Genomic DNA, 24,353 nt, shown 5'->3' with positions numbered 1-24,353 from the left:
TTTTTGGAGGGGTTCAGAATGAAGAAAAGCGTTTTAACATTAGTATTTGGTTCGGCATTATTTTTAGCAGCTTGTGGTGGCGGCGATGATAAGTCATCATCATCTGGAGAAACAACAAAACCTGATGGCGAAAAATTAGTACAACAAACATGTACAACTTGTCATGGTGGTAATTTGCAAGGTGCAAGTGGACCAGCATTAGAGAAAATTGGAGCTAAATACTCAGAACAAGAGATCAAAGAAATTATTTTAAATGGTAATGGTGGGATGCCAGGTGGCTTATTGAAAGACGATGACGCAGATGCCGCTGCAGCTTACTTAGCTGGATTAAAATAATGCTTTAATAATAATACGATGAAGTGCAATAGACACTTCATCGTATTTTTATTTTACTGAAAAATTTGAGCCCTTTGGTATAGGATTGGTAGTTTACATGATAAAATACAAACTAGATACATTGATGATAGGGGCGTGATAATTTATGATTCAAGTAATTACGAAAGATGTACAAGAGAAATTTAATTTGCAGCTCGTAAGTGGAGAAGAAGGCATTGGCCGTTACATTACGACAAGTGATATTTCACGTCCAGGTCTCGAAATGGCTGGATACTTTACACATTACCCTGCAAATCGGGTACAGCTTCTTGGAAAAACAGAACTTTCGTTTTTTGAGATGCTTCCGCAAGAGGAAAAAAGGTCACGTATGAAGCAACTTTGTTCTGAGCAAACACCTGTAATCATTATTTCACGTGATATGAAAGTTCCTCAAGAATTAATCGATGCATCTAATGAAAACCATGTGCCTGTTCTGGTTACGCCATTAACGACAACAAGGTTTTCGAGTAGATTAACGAACTTTTTAGAAAGCAAGCTTGCACCAACAACAGCGATGCATGGGGTTCTTGTAGATGTATACGGAATCGGTGTATTAATCATGGGGAAAAGCGGTGTCGGTAAAAGCGAAACAGCGCTGGAACTTGTCAAAAAAGGACATCGCTTAGTGGCAGATGATAGTGTAGAAATCCGTCAAGAGGGCGAAAACATGTTAATTGGTAGCCCGCCGCCACTGTTAGAGCATTTACTTGAAATTCGGGGTATTGGGATTATTGATATTATGACGTTATTTGGTGCGAGTGCCGTTCGTCGGTATAAACGCATCACATTAATTGTTGAATTAGAAAATTGGGATCCTGATAAGTTCTATGATCGTCTAGGTTTAGATGAGGAAAAAATGAAAATCATTGATACAGAAGTAACGAAGCTTACCATTCCTGTTCAACCAGGGCGAAATGTTTCGGTTATCATCGAAGTAGCCGCGATGAATTATCGTTTGAAAAAAATGGGTGTCAACGCAGCTGAGGAATTCGCACGTCGATTAGATGATATGCTTGTCGTAAACGACGATTTTGATGATTTTTGATTAATATGGATTGATGAAGGGAGAATACTATGTTAGGAATTTTAATGGCAATTAATCCGGTAGCCATTCACCTAGGATCACTTTCTGTAAGATGGTACGGTATAATGATTGGAGCAGGAATTGTTATTGGTTACTTTTTAGCACAAAAAGAATCTGTGAGACGTGGGTTCCATGACGAATTTTTCGCAGACTTACTTATTTGGGCTGTGCCAATCGCAATTTTATCAGCACGTGTATACTATGTGGCAATGAAGTGGGATTTTTACAGCCAGCATCCAGGAAGAATAATTGAAATTTGGAATGGTGGTATTGCGATTCACGGCGCCTTAATAGGTTCATTTATTACCGCATACATATTTACAAGAAAGCGCAAAGTGAGCTTTTTACAAATCGCGGATATTGCTGCACCAAGTATTTTAGTTGGGCAAATCGTAGGGCGTTGGGGCAACTTTATGAATCAAGAAGCTTACGGTGGACCTGTGTCTCGAGGATTTTTAGAAAACTTATTTTTACCAAACTGGTTAATTGAACAAATGTATATTAAAGAAGAAAGTACGTATGTGCATCCAACATTTTTATACGAATCGTTATGGAATGTAGTAGGGCTTATCATCTTATTATTTGCTCGTAAATGGAATTGGCGACGCGGAGAAATGTTCTTCTTCTATTTAATTTGGTATTCATTCGGACGATTCTTTATCGAAGGTATGCGTACGGACAGTTTATATTTAATAGGTGATTTACGTTCGGCACAGGTCGTTTCGATTCTCGGCATTGCCATTGGAATTATCGCGATTGTGTATCGCCGTTTAAACGTCAAACCAGTTATTCATTACTTAGATCCGCAACCAACAGTGTCTTCAAAGAAAAAGCAACAAACAAATAAAAAGAAATAACTGTATGAAGCCGTTTGCATTTTGCGAGCGGCTTTTTAGAAGAAAGAGGGATTTAGATGAAAACAAAGGCATTATTATTCGACTTTGATGGAACTTTACTTGATACGAACGATTTAATCATTCAAACATTTATGCATATTCTTGACGAAAGATTTCCTGGGCAATATTCGACACAAGATTGCTTGAAATTCATCGGTCCGTCATTAAAGCAAACATTTGACGAAATCACACCTGGTGAAACGGATGCAATGATTACGAAATATAAAGAATGGAATACCATTCATCATGACGAATTAGTTAAAGGTTATGATGCAGTAGCAGAGACATTAGAAGCGTTACATAGTGAAGGAATTAAATTAGCAATTGTTTCAACGAAGAGTCGAGAAGGATTAACGCGCGGCTTAAATGTGCTTGGTGTGGCTCATTTATTCGAAGCAATTATAGGATTTGATGAAGTAACGCATGTTAAGCCACATCCAGAGCCAGTGTTATTAGCATTAGATAAATTAGGTGTAAAAAAAGAAGAAGCCATCATGATTGGTGACAACTCACATGATATTGAAGGCGGAAAAAACGCAGGTGTTCGAACTGCAGGAGTTGCTTGGTCTGCAAAAGGTGAAAGCTATTTACAACAATTTAAACCAGATTATATGCTACATCATATGCGTGATTTACTTGGAATTGTGAAAGGGGATTAACGATGAGAAGAACTGAACGCTATCGTGTTCAAGGAGCAAACTCACTGTGGAATGTATATCAAACAGTTTCATTTTGGAAAATTATGAAGTGCTTCATTGTTATTCAAATTGGACGGATTACACCATTTATGTCGGTGAAAAATTGGCTGTATCGTACTTTTTTAAAGATGAAAATCGGCAAACAGGCATCCCTTGCATTAATGGTTATGCCGGATTCAATGTTCCCAGAACGAATTTCTGTTGGAGACAATACGATCATCGGCTTTAATACGACTATTTTAGCGCATGAGTATCTAATTGAGGAATATCGTCTAGGTGATGTCGAGATTGGCAGTTGCGTGATGATTGGCGCGAATACGACGATTTTACCGGGTGTTAAAATCGGAGACGGTGCGATTGTATCTGCAGCAACACTTGTTCACCGCGATGTACCAGCTGGCGCAATGGCAGGCGGCAATCCAATGCGCATCATCTTTACAGCAGAACAAATGGCTGAACGTAAAAAGAACGATATTCCCATTTGGCATAACGAATAATAAAGAAAAGCAAATTCTCAAATAAGGGATTTTGCTTTTTATTTTTGTAATGAATCGGTTTATCCTTTTGCTTATATTCAGGTGCTGATGAATCCTTTTTATATAGTAGGTAAGATTGTATCAAAGTGGGTTCGGCTACTAATGGAGAGGTTATTCAAGCATAGTCATTTTGGCAGGTTCTTCGCACGCAAGCCGCACAGTCATGTTGCACATGTCTGTGCGACTCGCCTTTGTGCTTCGTGAAAGACCTGCCAATATTTAGTGTATCCATTTTCCTTTTGCTTGTATTCACGGGCTGGCGCTGTGCAGGGGCAAGGCGCCAGTCTTTTTATATAGATAATCATTCCTATGCAGTTGGTTAGAGGGTTTATCACAGTCTATTTATTTAACATCTAAATACTGTGAACTCATTTATCTAGAGTATTAGTAGATAAGGCAATCCTACCATTATAGAATATGAAGACATTGACTACTATTGAACCCTATCCATATATTCATCCCTTTATAAACTGTGACAGTCCCTTTCACACTTAATTCAACGGACTCGCTATAAAAGTAAACGGCGCCTTTGCTCGTCAACAGCGCCGCACCCGAATACAAGCAAAAGTAGAATGGACTATCCTTTGATTTGGCAGGCCTAGCATACCGCAACAGTATCAGTAGTAGGGACACGTACCACGTGACCCTGCTGCTGATATGCGGTCGCCTGCCAAAATATGAAACACCTTTATAGATTATTTATTTTAATAGCTCTGACAATCTCCTTGCTCTACTAAATTCAACGGACTCGCTTCAAAGAAAAACGGCGCCTTTGCTCGTCAACAGCGCCGCCCCTGAATACATGCAAAAGTAGAATGGATTACACTTTGATTTGGCAGGCCTAGCCAAAGGCGCAAAGAAGAGTCGTACAGATATGTGCAACATATCTTTGCGACTCTGGGCGCCCAGCCTGCCAAAACCCAATACACTTTAATAACATCTCTCTTAGAAAATGATTAAGCTCTGACAATCCCTTCAACCCACAAAGTTTAACGGATTCACTTCATAGAAAAACTGCGCCTTTGCTCGTCAACAGCGCCGCCCCTGAATACATGTAAAAGTAGAATGGATTACACTTTGATTTGGCAGGCCTAGCCAAAGGCGCAAAGAAGAATCGTACAGATATGTGCAACATATCTTAGCGACTCTGGGCGCCCAGCCTGCCAAAACCCGATACCCTTTCATAACATCTCTATTAGAAGATGACTAGCTCTGACAATCCCTTCAACCCACAAAATTCAACGGACTCGCTTTAAAAGTAAACGGCGCCTTTGCTCGTCAACAGCGCCGCCCCTGAATTCAAGTAAAAGTAGAATGGATTACACTTTGATTTGGCAGGCCTAGCCAAAGGCGCAAAGAAGAGTCGTACAGATATGTGCAACATATCTTAGCGACTCTGGGCGCCCAGCCTGCCAAAACCCGATACACTTTAATAACATCTCTATTAGAAAATATTAAGCTCTGACAATCCCTTCAACCCACAAAATTCAACGGACTCGCTTCAAAGAAAAATGGCTCCTTTGCTCGTCAACAGCGCCCCCCTGAATACATGTAAAAGTAGAATGGGTTACACTTTGATTTGGTGGTAAGCCTGCCATACCCCAAACACTTTCATCCCCTCTTTATTAGAAGATGATTAGCTCTGACAACCCTCTATTTTCTAATTAAAGAACATATCCACAAATACGCAAATTAATCATGTATAATCGAATGATATATCAGAAAATTTAGATATAAATAATATTGCAAGAATACATTGACTACTCTAAATAGTAGGGGTAAAATACTTTCATACTCTAGTAATTCATCACTCTAGTTCGTTGAAGTGGAATTACGGTTCTCGGAATACCAAACAATGAAAAAGTTTAGGATGTGTCAAAATGTCATCGATTAAAATGTTCGAAAAACCTCTTGGGATGCGCGATACATTTCCCAATATCTATGAAAAACTTGAATTAATCCGCTCAACTGGCCGTGACCTATTACGCGCTCGTGGCTACGAATTTATTAAAACACCATCTGTCGAATATTACGATACAATCGGAAAAGCATCGGCTATTTCAGATGCACGTCTTTTTAAATTAGTTGATAGCCAAGGCAATACACTTGTTCTACGACCAGATATGACAACGCCGATTGCACGTGTGGCTACATCAAAATTACTAAAAGAAAAAATTCCACAACGATTAGCTTACTTTGCCAATGTCTTTCGTGCACAGCAACGTGAGGGTGGTCGACCAGCAGAGTTTGATCAAATGGGGATTGAATTGATTGGGGATACATCGGTTTTTGCAGATGCTGAAGTGATTATGACGGCGATTGATTTAGTGAAAGCCTATAATATTACTGATTTTAAAGTAACGATTGGACATGCGGGTGTACTGAGCTGCATATTAAAAGACTATACAGAAAGCACAGAACAAGCTGCGCAATTAAATGAACTACTTGTTCAACGTAATTTTGTTGGCTTTGAAGAAGCGGTTATTAATTTTGATTTACCGAAAACAAAATCAAATGCATTACTTGCTTATATCGAAGAAGCGATTAGCTTTCCTTCTATTGAAACAGTTGAAAAATATGTACGTAAAAATGATGCGCTTGAATATATGCGTAATTTAGCGGAAATATTAGATGCGGCTGGATATGAACGGTACATCGCTTTTGATTTCACTCTAGCAAGTCATATGAGCTATTACACAGGGATGTTATTTGAAGTATTTGCTTCAGGCAGTGGCTTCCCATTAGGAAATGGTGGCCGTTATGATGGCTTGCTAACACATTTCGGTTCAAATTTTGGAGCAACAGGCTTTGGGTTGCGCGTGGATCGTGTATTTGAAGCAATGCCAAAAATCGAAGTGGAAAGCGATGAAGTACTAGTTCTGTTTGTAGCAGATCGATTCTCGGATGCGTTAATGCAAGCAAACTTTTTACGCGAGCAAGGCAAGCAAGTTACGTTCCAGGCATACGACGGTATCGAAAACGTCGATGCATTAAAAGCGCAATTTAAAGTGGTCAATGAATTTCAGCAAGGGGAGGCGTAGGCATGACACCATTAACAATTGCGATGCCAAAAGGGCGAATTTTTGAAGAAGCCTATGAAATGTTAATCGAGGCTGGCTTCAACCTTCCTGAAGAAGTAGAAATGTCACGGAAATTGATGATTGAAATTCCAGAAGAGGAAATTCGATTTATTTTAGCAAAACCGATGGATGTACCTGTTTACGTTGAGCATGGCGTTGCAGATATTGGCATTGCGGGTAAGGATGTATTACTTGAACAACGTCGTACGGTCCATGAGCTACTGGATTTAAAAATTAGTGATTGCTATATTGCATCAGCTGGTTTGCCAAATACTATGATGAATGAAATTGCACCTCGTATTGCGACGAAATATCCGAATATTGCGATGAAATATTATAAAGGCATTGGTGAGCAAGTTGAAATTATCGAATTGAACGGTTCGATTGAGTTAGCACCGATGATTGGCTTAGCAGATCGTATTGTTGATATTGTATCGACGGGACGTACATTAAAGGAAAATGGCTTAGTGGAATATGAACGTATCGCCGAAGTGTCATCACGCTTAATTGCTAACCCAGTAAGTTATCGAATGAAAAGCGAGCGAATTCAAGATTTAGTAACACGCTTAAAAAAATGTGTGAAATAAAGTGAGGCTTCTTGTATGAAAATTACACCGTTAACGAAAGACATTTCATTAAAACGTCAATTAGAACAAGGTAATGAAGAACAGTTAAAAACGGTTCGACAAGTTATTGCTGATGTCCGTGCAAATGGGGATGCGGCAATCAAGCAATATAGTGAAAAATGGGATGGTTTTGCACCAGAGAATTTACGTGTATACAAAGAAGAAATTGAGCATGCCGTTAATAATTTTGACCCGCAACTATATGCCGATTTAAAAGAGGCAGCTGTCAATATACGTCTATATCATAATGTACAAAAGCGAGAAGGATTCCAGTTACCATTAGCGAATGGTTCTTATCTTGGTCAACGTATTACAGCGCTTGATGCAGTCGGTCTTTATGTACCTGGTGGTTCAGCGGCATATCCTTCATCTGTCTTAATGAATGTTATTCCTGCACAAGTAGCGGGAGTTAAACGTATTGTTATTACCTCACCTGCGGGTAACGATGGTAAACTACCTGATGCTGTATTAGTGGCCGCACATATTTTAGGTGTTACAGAAATTTATAAAGTTGGTGGTGCGCAAGCGATTGCGGCACTTGCATACGGAACAGAAACGATTGCACCAGTTGATAAAATTACAGGACCAGGCAATATTTTCGTTGCACTCGCAAAACGAGAAGTGTTTGGTGAAGTAGCGATTGATATGATTGCGGGTCCATCAGAAATTTGTGTATTAGCAGACGATTCAGCGTATGCAGACGAGATTGCGGCAGATCTATTATCGCAAGCGGAGCATGATGCATTAGCTTGTGCCGTGTTAATTACAACGAGTGATGATTTAGCTGACGCCGTAGCAGAGCAAGTAGAAATTCAATTGTCAAAATTACCTCGTGAAGCGATTGCACGTAAAGCGATTGAAAACTTCGGTCATATTTATGTAGCAGAATCGATGGCAGAAGCGGCACGTGCAGTTAACTCATTAGCACCCGAGCATTTAGAGGTTGTGACGGAAAATGCTGAGCAAGTTTCAAAAATGATTACACATGCAGGTGCCATCTTTATTGGACGTTATAGCTCAGAGCCTGTAGGGGATTATTTTGCAGGTACAAATCACGTTTTACCAACAAACTCAACAGCGCGTTTTGCAAGTGGCTTGAATGTCGATGATTTTATTAAGCGCACGAGCGTTGTTTATTATAGCGAAAAAACTTGGCAACAAAATGCACCGAAAATTGCACGACTTGCACGCTTAGAAGGCTTAGAGGGCCATGCAAGAGCGGTAGAATCACGTGGCTGGGATAAAGGAGAAGAAGACTAATGCGTTTTGCAAAAATCGAACGTAACACAAATGAAACGAAAATCGAAGTAGAACTTAACTTAGACGGTTCAGGTCAAGCGGAAATTAAAACAGGTGTGGGCTTTATGGACCATATGCTAGATCTTTTCATTAAACACGGATTATTTGACGGTAAAATCGTTGCAAATGGCGACACATGGATTGATGACCACCATACAACAGAAGATATCGGTATCGTGTTAGGACAAGTTTTCCGTGAAGCGTTAGGCGATAAAAAGGGCATTAAACGTTACGGCAATGCTTTTGTACCAATGGATGATGCATTAGCGCAAGTTGTAGTTGATTGTTCAAACCGCCCGCATTTAGAATATCGTATCGAACCAACATTAAATGCAAAAGTCGGCACATTTGATACAGAATTGGTGCATGAATTTTTATGGAAGTTTGCGCTAGAAGCACGTATTAATCTTCACGTTATCGTTCCTTATGGTCACAATACGCATCACATTATTGAAGCCGTATTTAAAGCATTAGCACGAGCATTAGATGATGCGATTCAAATTGATCCGCGCGTGAAAGGTGTGCCATCAACGAAGGGGCTGTTAACGTGAAGATTGGTGTAATTGACTACGGCATGGGCAATTTGTTTAGCGTTGAGCAAGCGTTAAAGCATCTAGATGCTGAAGTCGTTGTGACGAGTGATAAAGCGGAACTAGAAACAGCAGATGCACTTATCTTACCAGGTGTTGGTGCCTTTCCGGATGCGATGAAGCGTTTAGCAGAAACAGGACTTATTCCATTTATTCAGGCTACGAAAAAGCCGTTACTAGGTATTTGCTTAGGGATGCAGTTGCTTTTTGAAGAAAGTGATGAAGTCGCAAAAACAAAAGGGTTAGGCATCTTCAGTGGCCGCATCAAGCGTTTTGAAGGCGTATCTCGTATTCCTCACATGGGCTGGAATGACCTAGAATTAAAGCAAACTCCTGAATGGGTAGACGAGCAAGGCTTACCCGAAGCTCGCTACGTATATTTTGTACACTCATTTTATGCGAGCAACATGAACCCATCACAACTCGTTGCTTCTGCTGATTATGAAGAGGTTGAAGTACCGGGAATTGTGGCTAAGGATAATTTCACAGGAATGCAGTTCCATCCCGAAAAATCTGGCCAGTTCGGTGTCTATTTACTAGCATCTTGGGCGAAGGGAGTTAGGGAAACGGTATGTTAACAAAACGAATTATTCCATGCTTAGATGTAAAAGAAGGCCGCGTTGTCAAAGGGGTTCAATTTGTTGAACTTCGCGATGCGGGTGATCCTGTAGAGCTAGCCAAGTTTTATGATGAGCAAGGCGCGGACGAGTTAGTGTTTTTAGATATTTCTGCCTCACATGAAGGACGCGAAACGATGGTTGATGTCGTTCGTCAAACTGCTGCAAGCTTAGCCATTCCATTTACAGTGGGAGGCGGGATTCGCACACTAGATGATATGAAGCGCATTTTACGTGCAGGGGCAGACAAAGTTTCAGTCAACACATCCGCATTAGAACGACCTGAGCTAATTAAAGAAGGTTCCGATTATTTCGGGGCACAGTGTATTGTTTGTGCGATTGATGCACGCTTTTCAGAAGAAGACGGCACATGGATGGTTTATACACATGGCGGTCGAAATAAGACAATGTGGAAAGCAGTTGACTGGGCGAAGGAAGCTGTACGATTAGGTGCAGGTGAAATTTTACTGACGTCCATGAACAAAGACGGAGAAAAGTCTGGCTTTGATTTAAACTTAACAAAAGCAGTACGTGAGGCCGTTACGGTGCCAGTCATTGCAAGTGGCGGTGCGGGAAATGCCGAGCACTTTAGGGAAGTATTACAAGATGTAAATACAGATGCGGCACTTGCTGCAAGTATTTTTCACTATAAAGAAACAAGTGTAGCAGAAGTAAAAAGCTACTTAAACGAAAAAGGGGTCCTAGTACGATGAACGTAAAATTTAATGAGCAAGGGTTAATCCCTGCAGTTATCCAAGATGCACAAACAAAAGAAGTATTAACAGTAGCCTATATGAATGAGGAATCTCTACAAAAAACAATTGAAACAAATGAAACATGGTTTTACTCACGTTCACGTAACGAACTTTGGCATAAAGGTGCAACAAGCGGAAACACACAACAAGTCGTATCCATTAAAGCAGATTGTGATCAGGACGCATTAGTTATCGAAGTACTTCCAGCGGGTCCAGCATGTCACAATGGTACAACATCTTGCTTTACGGAAAACTTAGTTGAAAATACACGACCGGGTTCAGTGGCAATTTTACCAGAACTAGTAGAAGTCATTAAACAACGTGAAATCGATATGCCAGAAGGCGCTTATACAACGTATTTATTCGATAAAGGAATCGATAAAATTTGTAAAAAAGTCGGTGAAGAAGCGACAGAAGTAGTCATCGGCGCGAAAAACCGTGACAAAGAAGAAGTGAAATGGGAATCAGCAGATTTACTTTATCACTTACTCGTGTTACTTCAAGAACAAAAAGTGAATGTGTATGAAGTGTTAGAAGTACTTCAAAAACGTCATGAAGGTAAAAAGCCACAAAAGTAATTCATAACATTTTACTACTTTGGCATTCAAATTTACGACATGTTAGTTAGATATGCTATAATAAAGAACAATTGCGTAAGGAACGACATTGAGCTCGTTCCTTATTTCTTTGTTTAGAATTATAAATCGAACAGAAATTACTTTCTAGTCTCGGAGGAATTTGATTGGAGAATAAACGTTTAAAAACAACAACGAATATCGTGTCGTTTGTTCCAAATAGTGATTATTATTATAATAAAACATTAAAAGCGATGGACCGTGGCGAAATGGACAAAGCTTATAAATATATAAAACGTGCAGCAGACCTAAGCCAAGACGATGCACATGTGTTACTACAATATGGCGTATTAGAAATGGAATTACAAAATTTTGACCATGCATATGAGCTGATTCATACTGCATATAGCTTAGAGCCAAATGAGTCAGAAATAGTGTTCATGTTAGCAGAAGTGTCGGGTTGTATCGGCCATATTGCTGATGCACAAAAATATGCAGCAAAATATTTAGAAATGGAACCAGATGGCGCTTATATAGAAGATGCTGAGGAAATTTTAGATTATGCTGATTTTGTTGCGGATGATATAGAAGATATAGATGAATTAGACGCATCTAAAATCGTTATACAAGAAAAGGCAAGACGCCTAATGGAAAAGGGAAATTTTCCGGCAGCCATTGAGATATTAGAAAAAACGATTGAGGAATTTCCAGACCTTTGGAATGCGTATAATAACTTGGCTCTCGCTTATTTTTATGTGGGCGAAGCAGAGCAAGCACGTGCGCTATTACATGAGGTGTTGCGTAAAAACAAGGGCAACCTGCATGCACTTTGTAATTTAACGGTATTTGCTTATTACGAAAAGAATACAGTTGAGCTAGAACAAATGTTGAATTTACTAAAAAAAATTCAACCTTTTGAATGGGATAATCGTTACAAACTTGGTGCGACATTTGCACTTGTTGGTCAATATGGGGAAGCGTATAAATGGCTTCGTTCGATGTATAAAAGAGGCTATGAAGGAGATACAGGCTTTTATTTTTGGCTTGCACAATCCGCTTATTTTACTGGGCAAGTGGCATATGCACAAGAAATGTGGAAAATTTTATTGCAGCTTGATCCTCTAAAAGAAGGATTGGAACCATGGGCAAATGGAGACGTTTCCAAGAATCGGAATTCCGCAGAAAACCACCGCGATTTTATATTGCGACAATTAGCGGATGAAAACGAATCAAGCCGCATATTCGGTTTGTTTTTACTGAAACGTTCTGCGCATAAGCAAGAGATTGTTGCGCATCCTACTCTTTTAAATGTGGAAAAGTTCTCTGTACTCGAAAAGTTAAGTTTAGCGTATGCGCTGGACTATGATTTTAACGAAAAAGATCCGGCAGAAAAAAACTTCTTACGCTTTATGTACGTTGCAGAAAAAATTGTGGAGACCAATGATTCCATTTCTCTTGAAGTCGCACAAATGTTAAGTACGTGGTTTGCGTTAGCAGAATTGGCATATCGCAAGGGCTATGCGTTTAAAAATAGTTGTGCTTTAGCGGCTGCACTAGAATATTCATTCCATACGGCGTTAGAAAATAAAGTGACCAAAAAAGAACTTGCACAAAAGTATGATATTTCCGTGTCAACACTTACAAAATATAATGATGAACTGTATCTTTTTGTACCAATAGAAGAATAGGCAGTAAATTTGTATTTATGAGTGTCATCTTATACGATGAACATATAGAAAGCTGTATGCTAGAGGAGGATTTTTCATGTCAGAAGAAAAGATTTATGATGCTATAATTATCGGTGCAGGTCCAGCAGGGATGACTGCAGCTGTTTATACATCTCGTGCAAACTTATCAACATTAATGATCGAACGTGGGATTCCTGGTGGTCAAATGGCAAGCACAGAAGCTGTAGAAAACTACCCAGGTTTTGATACGATTTTAGGGCCTGAGCTTTCGACTAAAATGTTCGAACATGCTAAAAAATTCGGTGCAGAATATGCATATGGCGATGTATCAGAAATTGTTGATGGTGAAGATTATAAAACCATTATTTCAGGTAAAAAACAATACAAAACACGCACAATCATTATTGCATCAGGTGCAGAATATAAAAAAGTAGGCGTACCAGGTGAAACAGAACTTGGCGGTCGCGGTGTTAGTTATTGCGCAGTTTGTGATGGCGCATTCTTCAAACAAAAGAATTTAGTCGTTATCGGTGGTGGGGATTCAGCAGTTGAGGAAGGGATTTACTTAACTCGTTTTGCTGACAAAGTAACAATCGTACACCGTCGTGACAAATTACGTGCTCAAAAAATCATTCAAGATCGTGCATTTGCAAATGAAAAAATTGATTTCATTTGGAATACAACAATTAAAGAAATCCATGAAGTTGACGGCAAAGTAGGAAAAGTAACATTAGCTTCTACTGTAGATGGTACAGAATCTGAAGTACCAACAGATGGCGTATTCATTTATGTTGGTACACTTCCATTAACAGCACCATTCGCTTCACTTAACATTTTAAATGAATCAGGCTATATCGTAACGAATGAAAACATGGAAACAGCTGTACCGGGTATTTATGCAGCTGGTGACGTGCGTGAAAAAATGCTTCGTCAAATCGTTACAGCAACGGGTGACGGTAGTATTGCCGCACAATCTGCACAACATTTTGTAGAAGAATTAAAACAAAAGATCGGTCAAGCATAATAACATAATTCTTTAACATGAATGTAATCGAATTGTTACAAAATAAGGGTAAACTGAACTTGTAATTGTTTTATTCCCCTTATATTCTAATTTAGTCTTTAGGTTGTTTTTTGCGTCTAGACGCAAAGGCAACCTCTTTTTGTTATGAAAAAGTTAAAAAATGGATTATCTAAGGCACGCTTACTTTTACAGACGTACGTTCTACAAGGTATAATGGGATTATGCTTAAATGGGAGAATTGAGGTGTTATTGATGCAACGCATTACGAATTTATTAGCTATTAAAGATGGGAAAGTATTATTGCTACAAAAACCAAGAAGAGGTTGGTTTGTTGCGCCAGGTGGCAAAATGGAATTAGGAGAGTCCATTTATGAATCTGCTGTACGCGAATTCCAAGAAGAAACAAACCTAACACCAAAAAATGTCCATTTAAAAGGGACTTATACAATGGTTATTAAAAATGGGGACAAAGTTGTCGATGAATGGATGCTTTATACATTTGTCGCAACAGATGTTGAAGGAATTCCATTTGTAGAAACACGCGAAGGCATTCTAGGCTGGCATCCAATAGAAAGTATAAATGAATTGCCAATGGCTGCAGGAGATCGAACAAATTTATTGTTCGCCGCATTAAATAAAGGGATGCAATATGGTACATTTGAGTATACAGAGGATTTTGAGTTAATTAGCGAAAAAATCCAAAATTCGGTCGCACAATAATATGAGGAGATGAACATACGTGGGTAGTTCAAGCCATACGCATGAGTTAGTTATTATTACAGGGATGTCGGGAGCAGGAAAGACAGTTGCTGTTCGAAGTTTTGAAGATTTAGGGTACTACTGTGTAGACAATTTACCACCTGAACTTTTGACAACTTTTTTAGCATTAATGAAAGACTCTGAGAAGAAAATTTCACGTATCGCAGTTGTGATGGATTTACGTGGACGAGAATTTTTTGATTCACTTATTGAATCACTTGATGCTTTGTTAGATGAAGAGGATATTTTACCACGTATTTTATTTTTAGACTCTGATGATGCAACGCTTGTTCGACGTTATAAAGAATCACGACGCTCACACCCACTCGCTCCTCAAGGACTACCACTTGAAGGAATTCAGCTTGAGCGCGAACTACTATCTGAATTAAAGGGACGCGCGAAAACAGTAGTGAATACATCAAAGTTAAAACCAATTGAATTACGTGAACGCATTACGAAAGAATTTACAAATATGAGTATTTCAACATTTTCAGTGAATGTGATGTCTTTTGGTTTTAAACATGGTATTCCGATTGATGCCGATTTAGTATTCGACGTACGCTTCTTAAAAAATCCATATTATATAGAAGAATTGCGCCATAAAACGGGCTTACAAACTGAAGTATCTTCCTATGTTTTGGCAACTGAAGAAACACAGCAGTTAATCACGAAGTTAACAGATTTGTTAGCTTTCATGATCCCGCATTATCGCAAAGAAGGAAAGTCACAACTTGTGATAGCATTTGGCTGTACAGGAGGTCAACACCGTTCTGTTACGTTAGCCGAGTATTTCGGAAAATTATTAGGAAATACCGAGCAAGTTGTCATAACTCATCGAGATATCAATCACAGGAAGGATTGATGGAATGAAAAAAAAGAAAACACGTATTGTCGTTATCGGTGGCGGAACAGGGCTATCGACGATTTTACGTGGCTTAAAGCAACATCCATTTGACATTACAGCCATTGTGACTGTTGCAGATGATGGAGGTTCTTCAGGCCGCCTACGTGATGACTATGATATTCCTCCACCAGGAGATGTGCGAAATGTAATTGCTGCTCTGTCGGACGTTGAGCCGCTAGTAGAGCAAATGTTTCAATACCGTTTCACACAATCCAACCAATTAGGTGGACATTCGTTAGGTAACTTAATGTTAACGGCACTGACGGATATTACAGGGGATTTTAATCATGCGATTTCTGAAATGAGTAAGGTTTTTAATGTTCATGGAAAAGTAGTGCCTGCTGCCAATAAGAAGGTTACCTTACATGCGGAACTTGTGGATGGTACGATGATTACAGGTGAGTCCAATATTCCGTTAGCTCAAACACCGATAAAGCGTGTCTATTTAGAGCCAGAGCATTTAAAGCCCCTGCCAGCTGCGATTCATGCAATTGAACGCGCGGATTATATATTAATTGGACCTGGTAGTTTGTATACAAGTATTATTCCGAACCTGCTCGTAAAAGGAATTGGGCAAGCGGTTGCCCGTGCAAAAGGTGAAAAAATTTATATTGCCAATTTAATGACACAACGTGGTGAGACGATTCACTATTCAGCGTCTCAACATATTGAAGCGATTCATATGCATGTCGGACAGCCATTTATTGAATCGATACTTATTAATGCAACACAATTTCCTTCTTCAATTCATGAAATTTATCGTGAGGAAAATGCAGAGCCAGTCTTGATTGATTTTGAGAAACTTGAAGAGATGGGCATTAAGATTATTCAAAAGGAAATTGCCCGCATTCATAAGGGTGTTGTCAGACATGATGCAAAAAATTTAGCCGATTGGTTATGTGAATATACACAACAAAAGCAACCATTAACGTAATAGTTCAGTAAGCTAAGAACTACATAGTTTGCTAGGAAAGGGGGAACACATTATGTCATTTGCATCAGAAACAAAGAAGGAATTGACACAAGTTGAAGCGGATGACGCCAGTTTAAAGGCTGAAGTGTCCGCACTTATTCGAATGAATGGGAGTTTAAGCTTTGCGAATCGTCAAATAAGCTTAGATGTTCAAACTGAAAATGCTGCCATTGCAAGGCGTTTATATACGATTGTCAAAAAAATGTATCCATATACTGTTGAATTATTAGTTCGAAAAAAAATGCGATTGAAAAAAAATAATGTGTATATCTGCCGTATTCGTGAAGGTGCGCGTGAAATATTAGCCGATTTAGAAATTGTATCAAATTCATTTGAGTTTAATCATATAATTTCAGCGTCAATTATTCCGAAAAAAAATCAACGACGTGCTTATTTACGAGGCGCGTTTTTAGCAGGGGGTTCTGTCAATAACCCAGAAACTTCTTCGTATCACTTAGAAGTGTATTCTTTATATAAGGAGCACGGAGAAGCGTTGGCAGAGCTGATGAATCATTTTGATCTTAACGCGAAGACGATTGAACGTAAAAAAGGGTTTGTCACCTACTTAAAGGAAGCTGAAAAAATATCAGATTTCTTAAATTTAGTAGGTGCTACATCAGCAATGCTAAAATTTGAAGATGTTCGTATTTTACGAGATATGCGTAACAGCGTAAACCGAATCGTTAACTGTGAAACAGCGAATTTAAATAAAACTATCGGGGCAGCATTACGCCAAGTGGATAATATCCGTTACATCGACAATGCAATTGGCTTAGATCAGCTACCTGATAAGTTACGTGAAATTGCTCGACTTCGTGTTGAATACCAAGATGTTACTCTAAAAGAGCTTGGTGATATGGTTTCAACAGGCGTTGTAAGTAAATCAGGCGTCAATCACCGTCTGCGTAAAATTGACGAAATTGCAGATGCACTTCGTCGTGGTGACAATATTATAAAATAAAAATTGGTAACGATTTCATAAATCGAGCATTCTATTATTGTTCTTTTCGGTTAATTTCGATAAGATGGAATAAATAGCGAGGAACGGTTGTGAAAGGGAGTATTTCAAAATGATCGAAAAACAAGTAGAAGTAAAATTGAAATCTGGTTTGCAAGCGAGACAAGCTGCATTGTTTGTCCAAGAAGCAAACCGTTATAAAGCGGATGTCTTTTTACAAAAAGAGGCAAAAAAAGTGAATGCAAAATCCATCATGGGCATCATGAGCTTAGCAGTAGCAAAAGGTACGTTTATTACGTTAAGTGCTGAAGGTCATGATGAAGAAAAAGCAATCAACGCTTTACAAGCATTAATCGAAAAAGCAAACTAATTTCAAAGCACAGTCCATTTGAAGCAATTCAACCCGGGCTGTGCTTTTTGTTTACATCGAAAGTGTCATCCATTGAATTTTGTGGGTTGAAAGGATTGTCAGAACTTAATCATTTTCTAATAGAGATGTTATTAAAGTGTATCGGCAGGCTGGGCGCCCAGAGTCGCAAAGATATGTTGCACATATCTGTACGACTCTTCTTTGCGCCTTGTGCTAGGCCTGCCAAATCAAAGGATAGTCCATTCTACTTTTACATGTATTCGGGGGCGGCGCTGTTGACGAGCAAAGGCGCCGTTTACTTTTAAAGCGAGTCCGTTGAATTTTATGGGTTGAAGGGATTGTCAGAGCTAGTCATCTTCTAATAGAGATGTAATTAAAGTGTATCGGGTTTTGGCAGGCTGGGCGCCCAGAGTCGCAAAGATATGTTGCACATATCTGTACGACTCTTCTTTGCGCCTTGTGCTAGGCCTGCCAAATCATAGGCTAATCCATTCTACTTTTGCTTGTATTCAGGGGCGGCGCTGTTGACGAGCAAAGGCGCCGGTTTTCTTTAAAGCGAGTCCGTTGAATTTGGTAGAGCAAGGGGATTGTCAGAGCTAGTCAAATTCTAATAAATGTTCTATTAAGGTGTTTCGTATTTTGGCAGGCGACCGCATATCAGCAGCAGGGTCACGTGGTACGTGTCCCTACTACTAATACTGTTGCGGTATGCTAGGCCTGCCAAATCAAAGGATAGTCCATTCTACTTTGATTTGAATTCGGGGGTGGCGCTGTTGACGAGCAAAGGCGCCGTTTTTCTTTAAAGCGAGTCCGTTGAATTTGGTAGAGCAAGGGGATTGTCAGAGCTAGTCAAATTCTAATAAATGTTCTATTAAGGTGTTTCGTATTTTGGCAGGCAACCGCATATCAGCAGCAGGGTCACGTGGTACGTGTCCCTACTACTGATACTGTTGCGGTATGCTAGGCCTGCCAAATCAAAGGATAGTCCATTCTACTTTTACATGTATTCAGGGGCGGCGCTGTTGACGAGCAAAGGCGCCGTTTTTCTTTAAAGCGAGTCCGTTGAATTTGGTAGAGCAAGGGGATTGTCAGAGCTAGTCAAATTCTAATAAATATTCTATTAAGGTGTCTCGTATATTGGCAGGCAACCGCATATCAGCAGCAGGGTCACGTGGTACGTGTCCCTACTACTGATACTGTTGCGGTATGCTAGGCCTGCCAAATCAAAGGTTTAATCCATTCTACTTTTGCATGTATTCAGGGGCGGCGCTGTTGACGAGCAAAGGCGCCGTTTTTCTTTAAAGCGAGTCCGTTGAATTTGGTAGAGCAAGGGGATTGTCAGAGCTAGTCAAATTCTAATAAATGTTCTATTAAGGTGTTTCGTATTTTGGCAGGCGACCGCATATCAGTAGGCCTGCCAAATCAATGGAGAGTCCATTCTACTTTTACTTGAATTCAGGGGCGGCGCTGTTGGCGAGCAAAGGCGCCGTTTACTTTTAAAGCGAGTGCGTTGAATTTATGGGTTGAAGGGATTGTCAGAGCTAGTCATCTTCTAATAGAGATGTAATTAAAGTATATCGGGTTTTGGCAGGCTGGGCGCCCAGAGTCGCAAAGATATGTTGCACATATCTGTACGACTCTTCTTTGCGCCTTGGGCTAGGCCTGCCAAATCAAAGTGTAATCCATTCTGTTTTTGCATGTATTCGGGTGCGGCGCTGTTGACGAGCAAAGGCGCCGTTTTTCTTTAAAGCGAGTCCGTTGAATTTGATAGAGCAAGGGGATTGTTAGAGCTAGTCAAATTCTAATAAATGTTCTATTAAGGTGTTTCGTATTTTGGCAGGCGACCGCATATCAGCAGCAGGGTCACGTGGTACGTGTCCCTACTACTGATACTGTTGCGGTATGCTAGGCCTGCCAAATCAAAGGATAGTCCATTCTACTTTTACTTGAATTCGGGGGTGGCGCTGTTGGCGAGCAAAGGCGCCGTTTACTTTTAAAACGAGTCCGTTAAATTTTATGGGTTGAAGGGATTGTCAGAGCTAGTCATCTTCTAATAGAGATGTAATTAAAGTGTATCGGGTTTTGGCAGGCTGGGCGCCCAGAGTCGCATAGATATGTTGCACATATCTGTACGACTCTTCTTTGCGCCTTGGGCTAGGCCTGCCAAATCAAAGTGTAATCCATTCTACTTTTGCTTGTATTCAGGGGCGGCGCTGTTGACGAGCAAAGGCGCCGTTTTTCTTTAAAGCGAGTCCGTTGAATTTGGTGGGTTGAAGGTATTGTCAGAGCTAGTCATCTTCTAATAGAGATGTTATGAAAGTGTATCGTATATTGGCAGGCTGGGCGCCCAGAGTCGCAAAGATATGTTGCACATATCTTTACGACTCTTCTTTGCGCCTTGGGCTAGGCCTGCCAAATCGAAGTGTAATCCATTATGCCTTTGCATGTATTCAGGGGCGGCGCTGTTGGCGAGCAAAGGCGCCGTTTACTTTTAAAGCGAGTCCGTTGAGTTAAGTGTGAAAGGGACTGTCACAGATTCTCTTTTTGTAAAGGGATGAATATATGGATAGATAGGGTTCAATAGTTGTCAAAGCCTTCAAATTCTATAATGGCTAGATAAATGAGTTCACAGTATTTAGATGTTTTAAATAAATACATTGTGATTTCCCCTACTTTATAAAAAGGGTTCACCCTATTAGAAGACTGGCGCCTACCACTGTAAGCGCCAGCACGTGAATACAAGCAAAAGGAAAATGGATACACCCTTATATTGGCAGGTCTTTCACGAAGCACAAAGGCGAGTCGTACAGGCATGTGCAACATGGCTGTGCGGCTTGCGTGCGAAGAACCTGCCAAAAAGACTACACCTGAATAACCTTTTCATTAGAAGACCGAAAGAGGCTTTGTGAATGTGTGCTGCACCCGTCCAAACGAAACACCCGAGTCACCCCTATAACAAAGGATGAATTCACTATGATAAACCCTACTGTATAAAAAGATTCACCCAATAAAAAGACTGGCGCCTACCACTGTAAGCGCCAGCACGTGAATACAAGTAAAGGGAAAATGGATACACCAAATATTGGCGGGTCTTTAAACTCCTTCTATATAGTCTATTAAATTGTGACTGTCGCTTCGCTTTCGTCACAAAGATAATGTCACAACAAACGGATTGTGACATTATCTTGCCTGTGCGGCTTGCGTGCGAAGAACCTGCCAAATGACTATGCCCGAATCATCTCTTCATTAAAAAATGGATTCATTTACATAAATAAAAAAAGCATGTAGAAAATGAATTTCTACATGCCTTTGAAAAAATATTATTTTTTTTGTGGGCTACGATCGTAAATTTTATCGATTAAACCATACGCTTTTGCTTGCTCAGCACTCATGAAGTTATCACGGTCTGTGTCGCGAGCTAATGTTTCGTAATCTTGACCAGAATTTTCAGCCATGATACGGTTTAATTTTTCACGTAAGTATAAAATACGACGTGCTGCAATTTCGATTTCAGTCGCTTGACCTTGTGCGCCACCAAGTGGTTGGTGAATCATTACTTCTGCATTTGGTAAAGCAATACGTTTACCTTTTGCACCAGCAGAAAGTAAGAATGCGCCCATTGAAGCAGCCATACCAATACAAATTGTTGATACATCTGGTTTGATGAAGTTCATTGTATCGTAGATGGCCATACCAGAAGTAATCGAACCACCTGGAGAGTTGATGTAAAGGTGAATATCTTTTTCTGGATCTTCAGCTTCTAAAAATAAAAGCTGTGCAACGATTGAGTTGGCAACATTGTCATCGATTGCGCTACCTAATAAAATGATGCGGTCTTTTAATAAACGTGAATAAATGTCATAAGCACGTTCACCGCGGTTTGTTTGTTCAATAACTGTAGGAATTAAGTTCATTGAAAAAATCCTCCCTTTGTTAGAGCCTATATTCGTATACTTATGCTGAAATTGGAAAGTACTTCAGCTGTAAACCTATAATACACGTATTAGTCAAGGATGGTCAAATATAAACTCTGATATTCAAGGTTGAAAAATGTGTTGTTTATTCTGTATAATGGGTAAGTCGCTTAAATAAGTAAGAAGTTCATATGAAGGTATGTTTGTATAGTTTATTTAATATACTTTATAACGTCCTCGTAGTGTAATGGATAACACGCAAGATTCCGATTCTTGTAATGGGGGTTCGATTCCCCCCGAGGGCACCATAATTTTAAACGACACGACAAATTCAACAATAGATTTTAATGGTATGCCACATCTACCTCACACGGTATTTTATACACTTTTTTACTCCACACTTATAATTTTCCCATTCTTTTACAAAATAAACCAAATAAATTGTACTTAAGCTTTCAAAACTAAATATTTCTTTATTTTATGAGAGAATTATAAGAAATAATACTTGATAAATGACGTGAGAATTAGTAAATTAATAAATGTTGTAATTTATTGCGAACTGCGTCGAGAGTTCTTTTTTAGGAATGAAAATCGATTGCATGTTTTGCCTATAAAATCATGTCCTTTGATGGGCACCATTTTACTGTCTTAATATATTTATATACCAATTGTAGAAGTAGTAATACGTACTATTGTCTACAATGGGAAATGAAGTTATATTGGGGTAAAAAGAATCACTGTACCGTTTCTTTTTACCCCAAAGTCATTTCTTGTGAAATCTAAAATAATAAATTCAAGAGTACTACACGTATGGAAATGACGGGTAGTGCTTTTTTTGTGCATAAATATTCGATTACATCTTTTGGTAATCTGCTTATTTATGAATAATTATTAATAAAAACATGAAAAATACGCTAATTAGTAAATAAAAATTCACTATTATGAAATAATAATCATTATTTAGAAAATTAAATCTTGTATATTAAATGCGAAATTAATATAATGAAATAAGCTAATAGTAATTCAGTTAAGCTTTTATATCTTGAAGCCCTTTAATACTTTAGTATAGTAAATTGGAATTTTATAAAGAAATAAAAATAAATGATTGGAGGGTTTCAGATGGAGATTTTTGATTTTTTTCATTGGGAAATGATCTGGAACTACCGTGAACTGTATGCAAAAGGCTTACTCGTAACAATTGGATTAACAGCATGTGGTTATATTGGTGGGATTATTTTGGGTCTATTTTTAGGATTAGGCCAAGTTTCACAGAAAAAGTGGATCTACTGGCCAGCTAAAATTTACGTAGACTTATTTCGTGGAACGCCAATGCTGGTGCAATTACTATTAATACATTTAGCGGTCATTCCGACTATTTTCGGACATGGTTTGGGCTGGTGGATATCTGGGATTGTTGGACTAATCTTAAATAGTGCGGCATACAATGCAGAAATTTTCCGTGCAGGGATTCAGTCCATTGATAAAGGGCAAATGGAAGCAGCACGCTCACTTGGTTTAACACATTCCCAAGCGATGCGTAAAGTCATTTTGCCACAAGCATTTCGTCGCATGATTCCTCCGTTAGGTAATGAGTTTATCGCCCTATTAAAGGACTCATCACTAGTTACGATTATTGCTGGGGCAGACATTTTATATGTAAGTAAAATTGTAGCAGGTACATATTATCGATTTTGGGAGCCGTATTTATTCGCAGCATTCCTTTATTTAATCTTAACGTATTCGGCCTCAAAGGTTATTACGCTTATTGAAAGAAAAGTCGATATCAATTACAACCCAAGAAAGAAAAAGGAGCGTGCTTAAATGATTAAGGTTGAAAATTTACATAAGCATTTTGGCAAGCTCGAAGTGTTAAAAGGAATTGATTACGAAATTCATGAAAAGGAAGTTGTCTGTGTTATCGGTCCGTCGGGTTCAGGTAAAAGTACATTCCTTCGTTGCATGAATTTACTAGAAGAAGTAACAGATGGTGCCATTTACATTGAAGGCGTCAAGATTAATGATCCAAAATCAAATATTAATGATATCCGTACAGAAGTAGGCATGGTGTTCCAACAATTTAACCTGTTTCCGCATATGTCGGTCATCGATAATATTACAATGGCCCCGATGCAAATTCGTAAATTAAATAAAGCAAATGCAAAAAAGCTTGCAATAGAATTATTAGAAAAAGTGGGTTTGCGTGAAAAAGCGGATAATTACCCGCAACAGCTTTCAGGTGGCCAGCAGCAACGTGTTGCTATAGCTCGAGCACTTGCGATGAAGCCGAAAATTATGTTATTTGACGAGCCTACTTCAGCCCTTGATCCAGAAATGGTAAAAGAGGTTTTAGACGTAATGAAAAACCTGGCAAAAGAAGGGATGACGATGGTTGTTGTCACACATGAAATGGGCTTTGCACGTGAAGTAGGCGATCGTGTATTGTTTATGGATGGTGGCTATATCGTTGAACAAGGACATCCAGAAGATCTTTTCGGTAACCCACAAAGTGAGCGTACAAAAGCCTTTTTAGGAAAAGTATTATAACGAACGAAGAAAGACGGTCTTACGGAAGAGGTAAATGAGTGAGATTGTCCTTTCATATAGTAGGAATTCCGAATATTGAAATTTAATA

At 39.2% G+C, this 24,353-nt stretch carries 22 protein-coding genes and 1 tRNA gene; 22 read left to right on the top strand and 1 reads right to left on the bottom strand.

Translation table 11 applies throughout. The annotated features are described in order from the left end of the window. Positions 1–18 precede the first annotated feature (18 nt). From cccB to DCE79_RS15170, 19 genes are all read left to right on the top strand, one after another. The gene (gene cccB / locus DCE79_RS15260) at positions 19–336 is read left to right on the top strand and encodes a cytochrome c551 (protein ID WP_108713849.1); all 318 of its coding nucleotides are present in this window, start codon (positions 19–21) and stop codon (positions 334–336) included. Positions 337–481: 145 nt separating this feature from the next. Then, a complete protein-coding gene (hprK, locus tag DCE79_RS15255) occupies positions 482–1,420 on the top strand; it encodes an HPr(Ser) kinase/phosphatase (protein ID WP_108713848.1) in 939 nt (312 codons plus the stop codon). A gap of 29 nt (positions 1,421–1,449) precedes the next feature. Next, positions 1,450–2,316, top strand: a complete 867-nt coding sequence (gene lgt / locus DCE79_RS15250) for a prolipoprotein diacylglyceryl transferase (protein WP_108713847.1) — start codon at positions 1,450–1,452, stop codon at positions 2,314–2,316. A 56-nt stretch (positions 2,317–2,372) separates the two neighbouring features. Beyond that, positions 2,373–3,014, top strand: coding sequence for a pyrophosphatase PpaX (gene ppaX / locus DCE79_RS15245; protein WP_108713846.1), 642 nt, complete (start codon positions 2,373–2,375; stop codon positions 3,012–3,014). A 2-nt stretch (positions 3,015–3,016) separates the two neighbouring features. Next, positions 3,017–3,550, top strand: a complete 534-nt coding sequence (locus DCE79_RS15240) for an acyltransferase (RefSeq protein ID WP_108713845.1) — start codon at positions 3,017–3,019, stop codon at positions 3,548–3,550. A gap of 1,919 nt (positions 3,551–5,469) precedes the next feature. Beyond that, entirely contained in the window at positions 5,470–6,630 is a 1,161-nt protein-coding gene (locus DCE79_RS15235; RefSeq protein ID WP_108713844.1) for an ATP phosphoribosyltransferase regulatory subunit, read from the top strand. Positions 6,631–6,632: 2 nt separating this feature from the next. Further along, the gene (gene hisG / locus DCE79_RS15230; RefSeq protein ID WP_108713843.1) at positions 6,633–7,256 is read left to right on the top strand and encodes an ATP phosphoribosyltransferase; all 624 of its coding nucleotides are present in this window, start codon (positions 6,633–6,635) and stop codon (positions 7,254–7,256) included. 15 nt (positions 7,257–7,271) lie between these two features. Next, the gene (gene hisD, locus DCE79_RS15225) at positions 7,272–8,555 is read left to right on the top strand and encodes a histidinol dehydrogenase (protein WP_108713842.1); all 1,284 of its coding nucleotides are present in this window, start codon (positions 7,272–7,274) and stop codon (positions 8,553–8,555) included. Further along, the gene (hisB, locus tag DCE79_RS15220; protein ID WP_108713841.1) at positions 8,555–9,145 is read left to right on the top strand and encodes an imidazoleglycerol-phosphate dehydratase HisB; all 591 of its coding nucleotides are present in this window, start codon (positions 8,555–8,557) and stop codon (positions 9,143–9,145) included. The genes hisD and hisB overlap by 1 nt, the downstream gene beginning before the upstream one ends. Next, a complete protein-coding gene (hisH, locus tag DCE79_RS15215) occupies positions 9,142–9,762 on the top strand; it encodes an imidazole glycerol phosphate synthase subunit HisH (protein WP_108713840.1) in 621 nt (206 codons plus the stop codon). Before hisB ends, hisH begins: the two co-directional genes overlap by 4 nt. Next, a complete protein-coding gene (gene hisF / locus DCE79_RS15210) occupies positions 9,756–10,514 on the top strand; it encodes an imidazole glycerol phosphate synthase subunit HisF (RefSeq protein WP_108713839.1) in 759 nt (252 codons plus the stop codon). The genes hisH and hisF overlap by 7 nt, the downstream gene beginning before the upstream one ends. Next, positions 10,511–11,134 (top strand): bifunctional phosphoribosyl-AMP cyclohydrolase/phosphoribosyl-ATP diphosphatase HisIE, encoded by a 624-nt coding sequence (hisIE, locus tag DCE79_RS15205; protein ID WP_108713838.1) that lies wholly within the window; start codon positions 10,511–10,513, stop codon positions 11,132–11,134. The genes hisF and hisIE overlap by 4 nt, the downstream gene beginning before the upstream one ends. A gap of 164 nt (positions 11,135–11,298) precedes the next feature. After that, positions 11,299–12,819, top strand: coding sequence for a tetratricopeptide repeat protein (locus DCE79_RS15200; protein WP_108713837.1), 1,521 nt, complete (start codon positions 11,299–11,301; stop codon positions 12,817–12,819). Positions 12,820–12,895: 76 nt separating this feature from the next. Next, positions 12,896–13,843 carry a thioredoxin-disulfide reductase gene (gene trxB, locus DCE79_RS15195; protein WP_108713836.1) on the top strand — a complete coding sequence of 316 codons (948 nt, stop codon included), beginning with the start codon at positions 12,896–12,898 and terminating at the stop codon, positions 13,841–13,843. 252 nt (positions 13,844–14,095) lie between these two features. Continuing rightward, positions 14,096–14,563 (top strand): NUDIX domain-containing protein, encoded by a 468-nt coding sequence (locus DCE79_RS15190; RefSeq protein WP_108713835.1) that lies wholly within the window; start codon positions 14,096–14,098, stop codon positions 14,561–14,563. 19 nt (positions 14,564–14,582) lie between these two features. Next, positions 14,583–15,464, top strand: a complete 882-nt coding sequence (rapZ, locus tag DCE79_RS15185) for an RNase adapter RapZ (protein WP_108713834.1) — start codon at positions 14,583–14,585, stop codon at positions 15,462–15,464. A 4-nt stretch (positions 15,465–15,468) separates the two neighbouring features. Beyond that, on the top strand, positions 15,469–16,440 hold the full coding sequence (gene yvcK / locus DCE79_RS15180) for a gluconeogenesis factor YvcK family protein (RefSeq protein WP_108713833.1): 972 nt from the start codon (positions 15,469–15,471) through the stop codon (positions 16,438–16,440). A 52-nt stretch (positions 16,441–16,492) separates the two neighbouring features. Beyond that, positions 16,493–17,440 (top strand): DNA-binding protein WhiA, encoded by a 948-nt coding sequence (whiA, locus tag DCE79_RS15175; RefSeq protein WP_108713832.1) that lies wholly within the window; start codon positions 16,493–16,495, stop codon positions 17,438–17,440. Positions 17,441–17,549: 109 nt separating this feature from the next. After that, positions 17,550–17,807, top strand: coding sequence for an HPr family phosphocarrier protein (locus tag DCE79_RS15170; RefSeq protein ID WP_108713831.1), 258 nt, complete (start codon positions 17,550–17,552; stop codon positions 17,805–17,807). Between the two features lie 3,320 nt (positions 17,808–21,127). On the opposite strand, the gene clpP is transcribed toward DCE79_RS15170, so the two are convergent. Then, positions 21,128–21,721, bottom strand: a complete 594-nt coding sequence (clpP, locus tag DCE79_RS15165; RefSeq protein WP_108713830.1) for an ATP-dependent Clp endopeptidase proteolytic subunit ClpP — start codon at positions 21,719–21,721, stop codon at positions 21,128–21,130. Positions 21,722–21,954: 233 nt separating this feature from the next. Here clpP and DCE79_RS15160 point away from each other — a divergent pair. From DCE79_RS15160 to DCE79_RS15150, 3 genes are all read left to right on the top strand, one after another. Next, positions 21,955–22,029: transfer RNA gene (locus DCE79_RS15160), tRNA-Arg, on the top strand. Positions 22,030–22,840: 811 nt separating this feature from the next. Next, on the top strand, positions 22,841–23,542 hold the full coding sequence (locus DCE79_RS15155) for an amino acid ABC transporter permease (RefSeq protein ID WP_108713829.1): 702 nt from the start codon (positions 22,841–22,843) through the stop codon (positions 23,540–23,542). After that, complete coding sequence (locus DCE79_RS15150; RefSeq protein WP_108713828.1) at positions 23,543–24,265, top strand: amino acid ABC transporter ATP-binding protein; 723 nt, start codon at positions 23,543–23,545, stop codon at positions 24,263–24,265. It begins immediately after the preceding gene. Positions 24,266–24,353: the final 88 nt, after the last annotated feature.

The sequence above is a fragment of the Lysinibacillus sp. 2017 genome (assembly GCF_003073375.1).
GTDB lineage: Bacteria > Bacillota > Bacilli > Bacillales_A > Planococcaceae > Solibacillus.
Note: the sequence above shows the minus strand (reverse complement) of the source record. Positions and strands in the feature narration are given on the sequence as shown.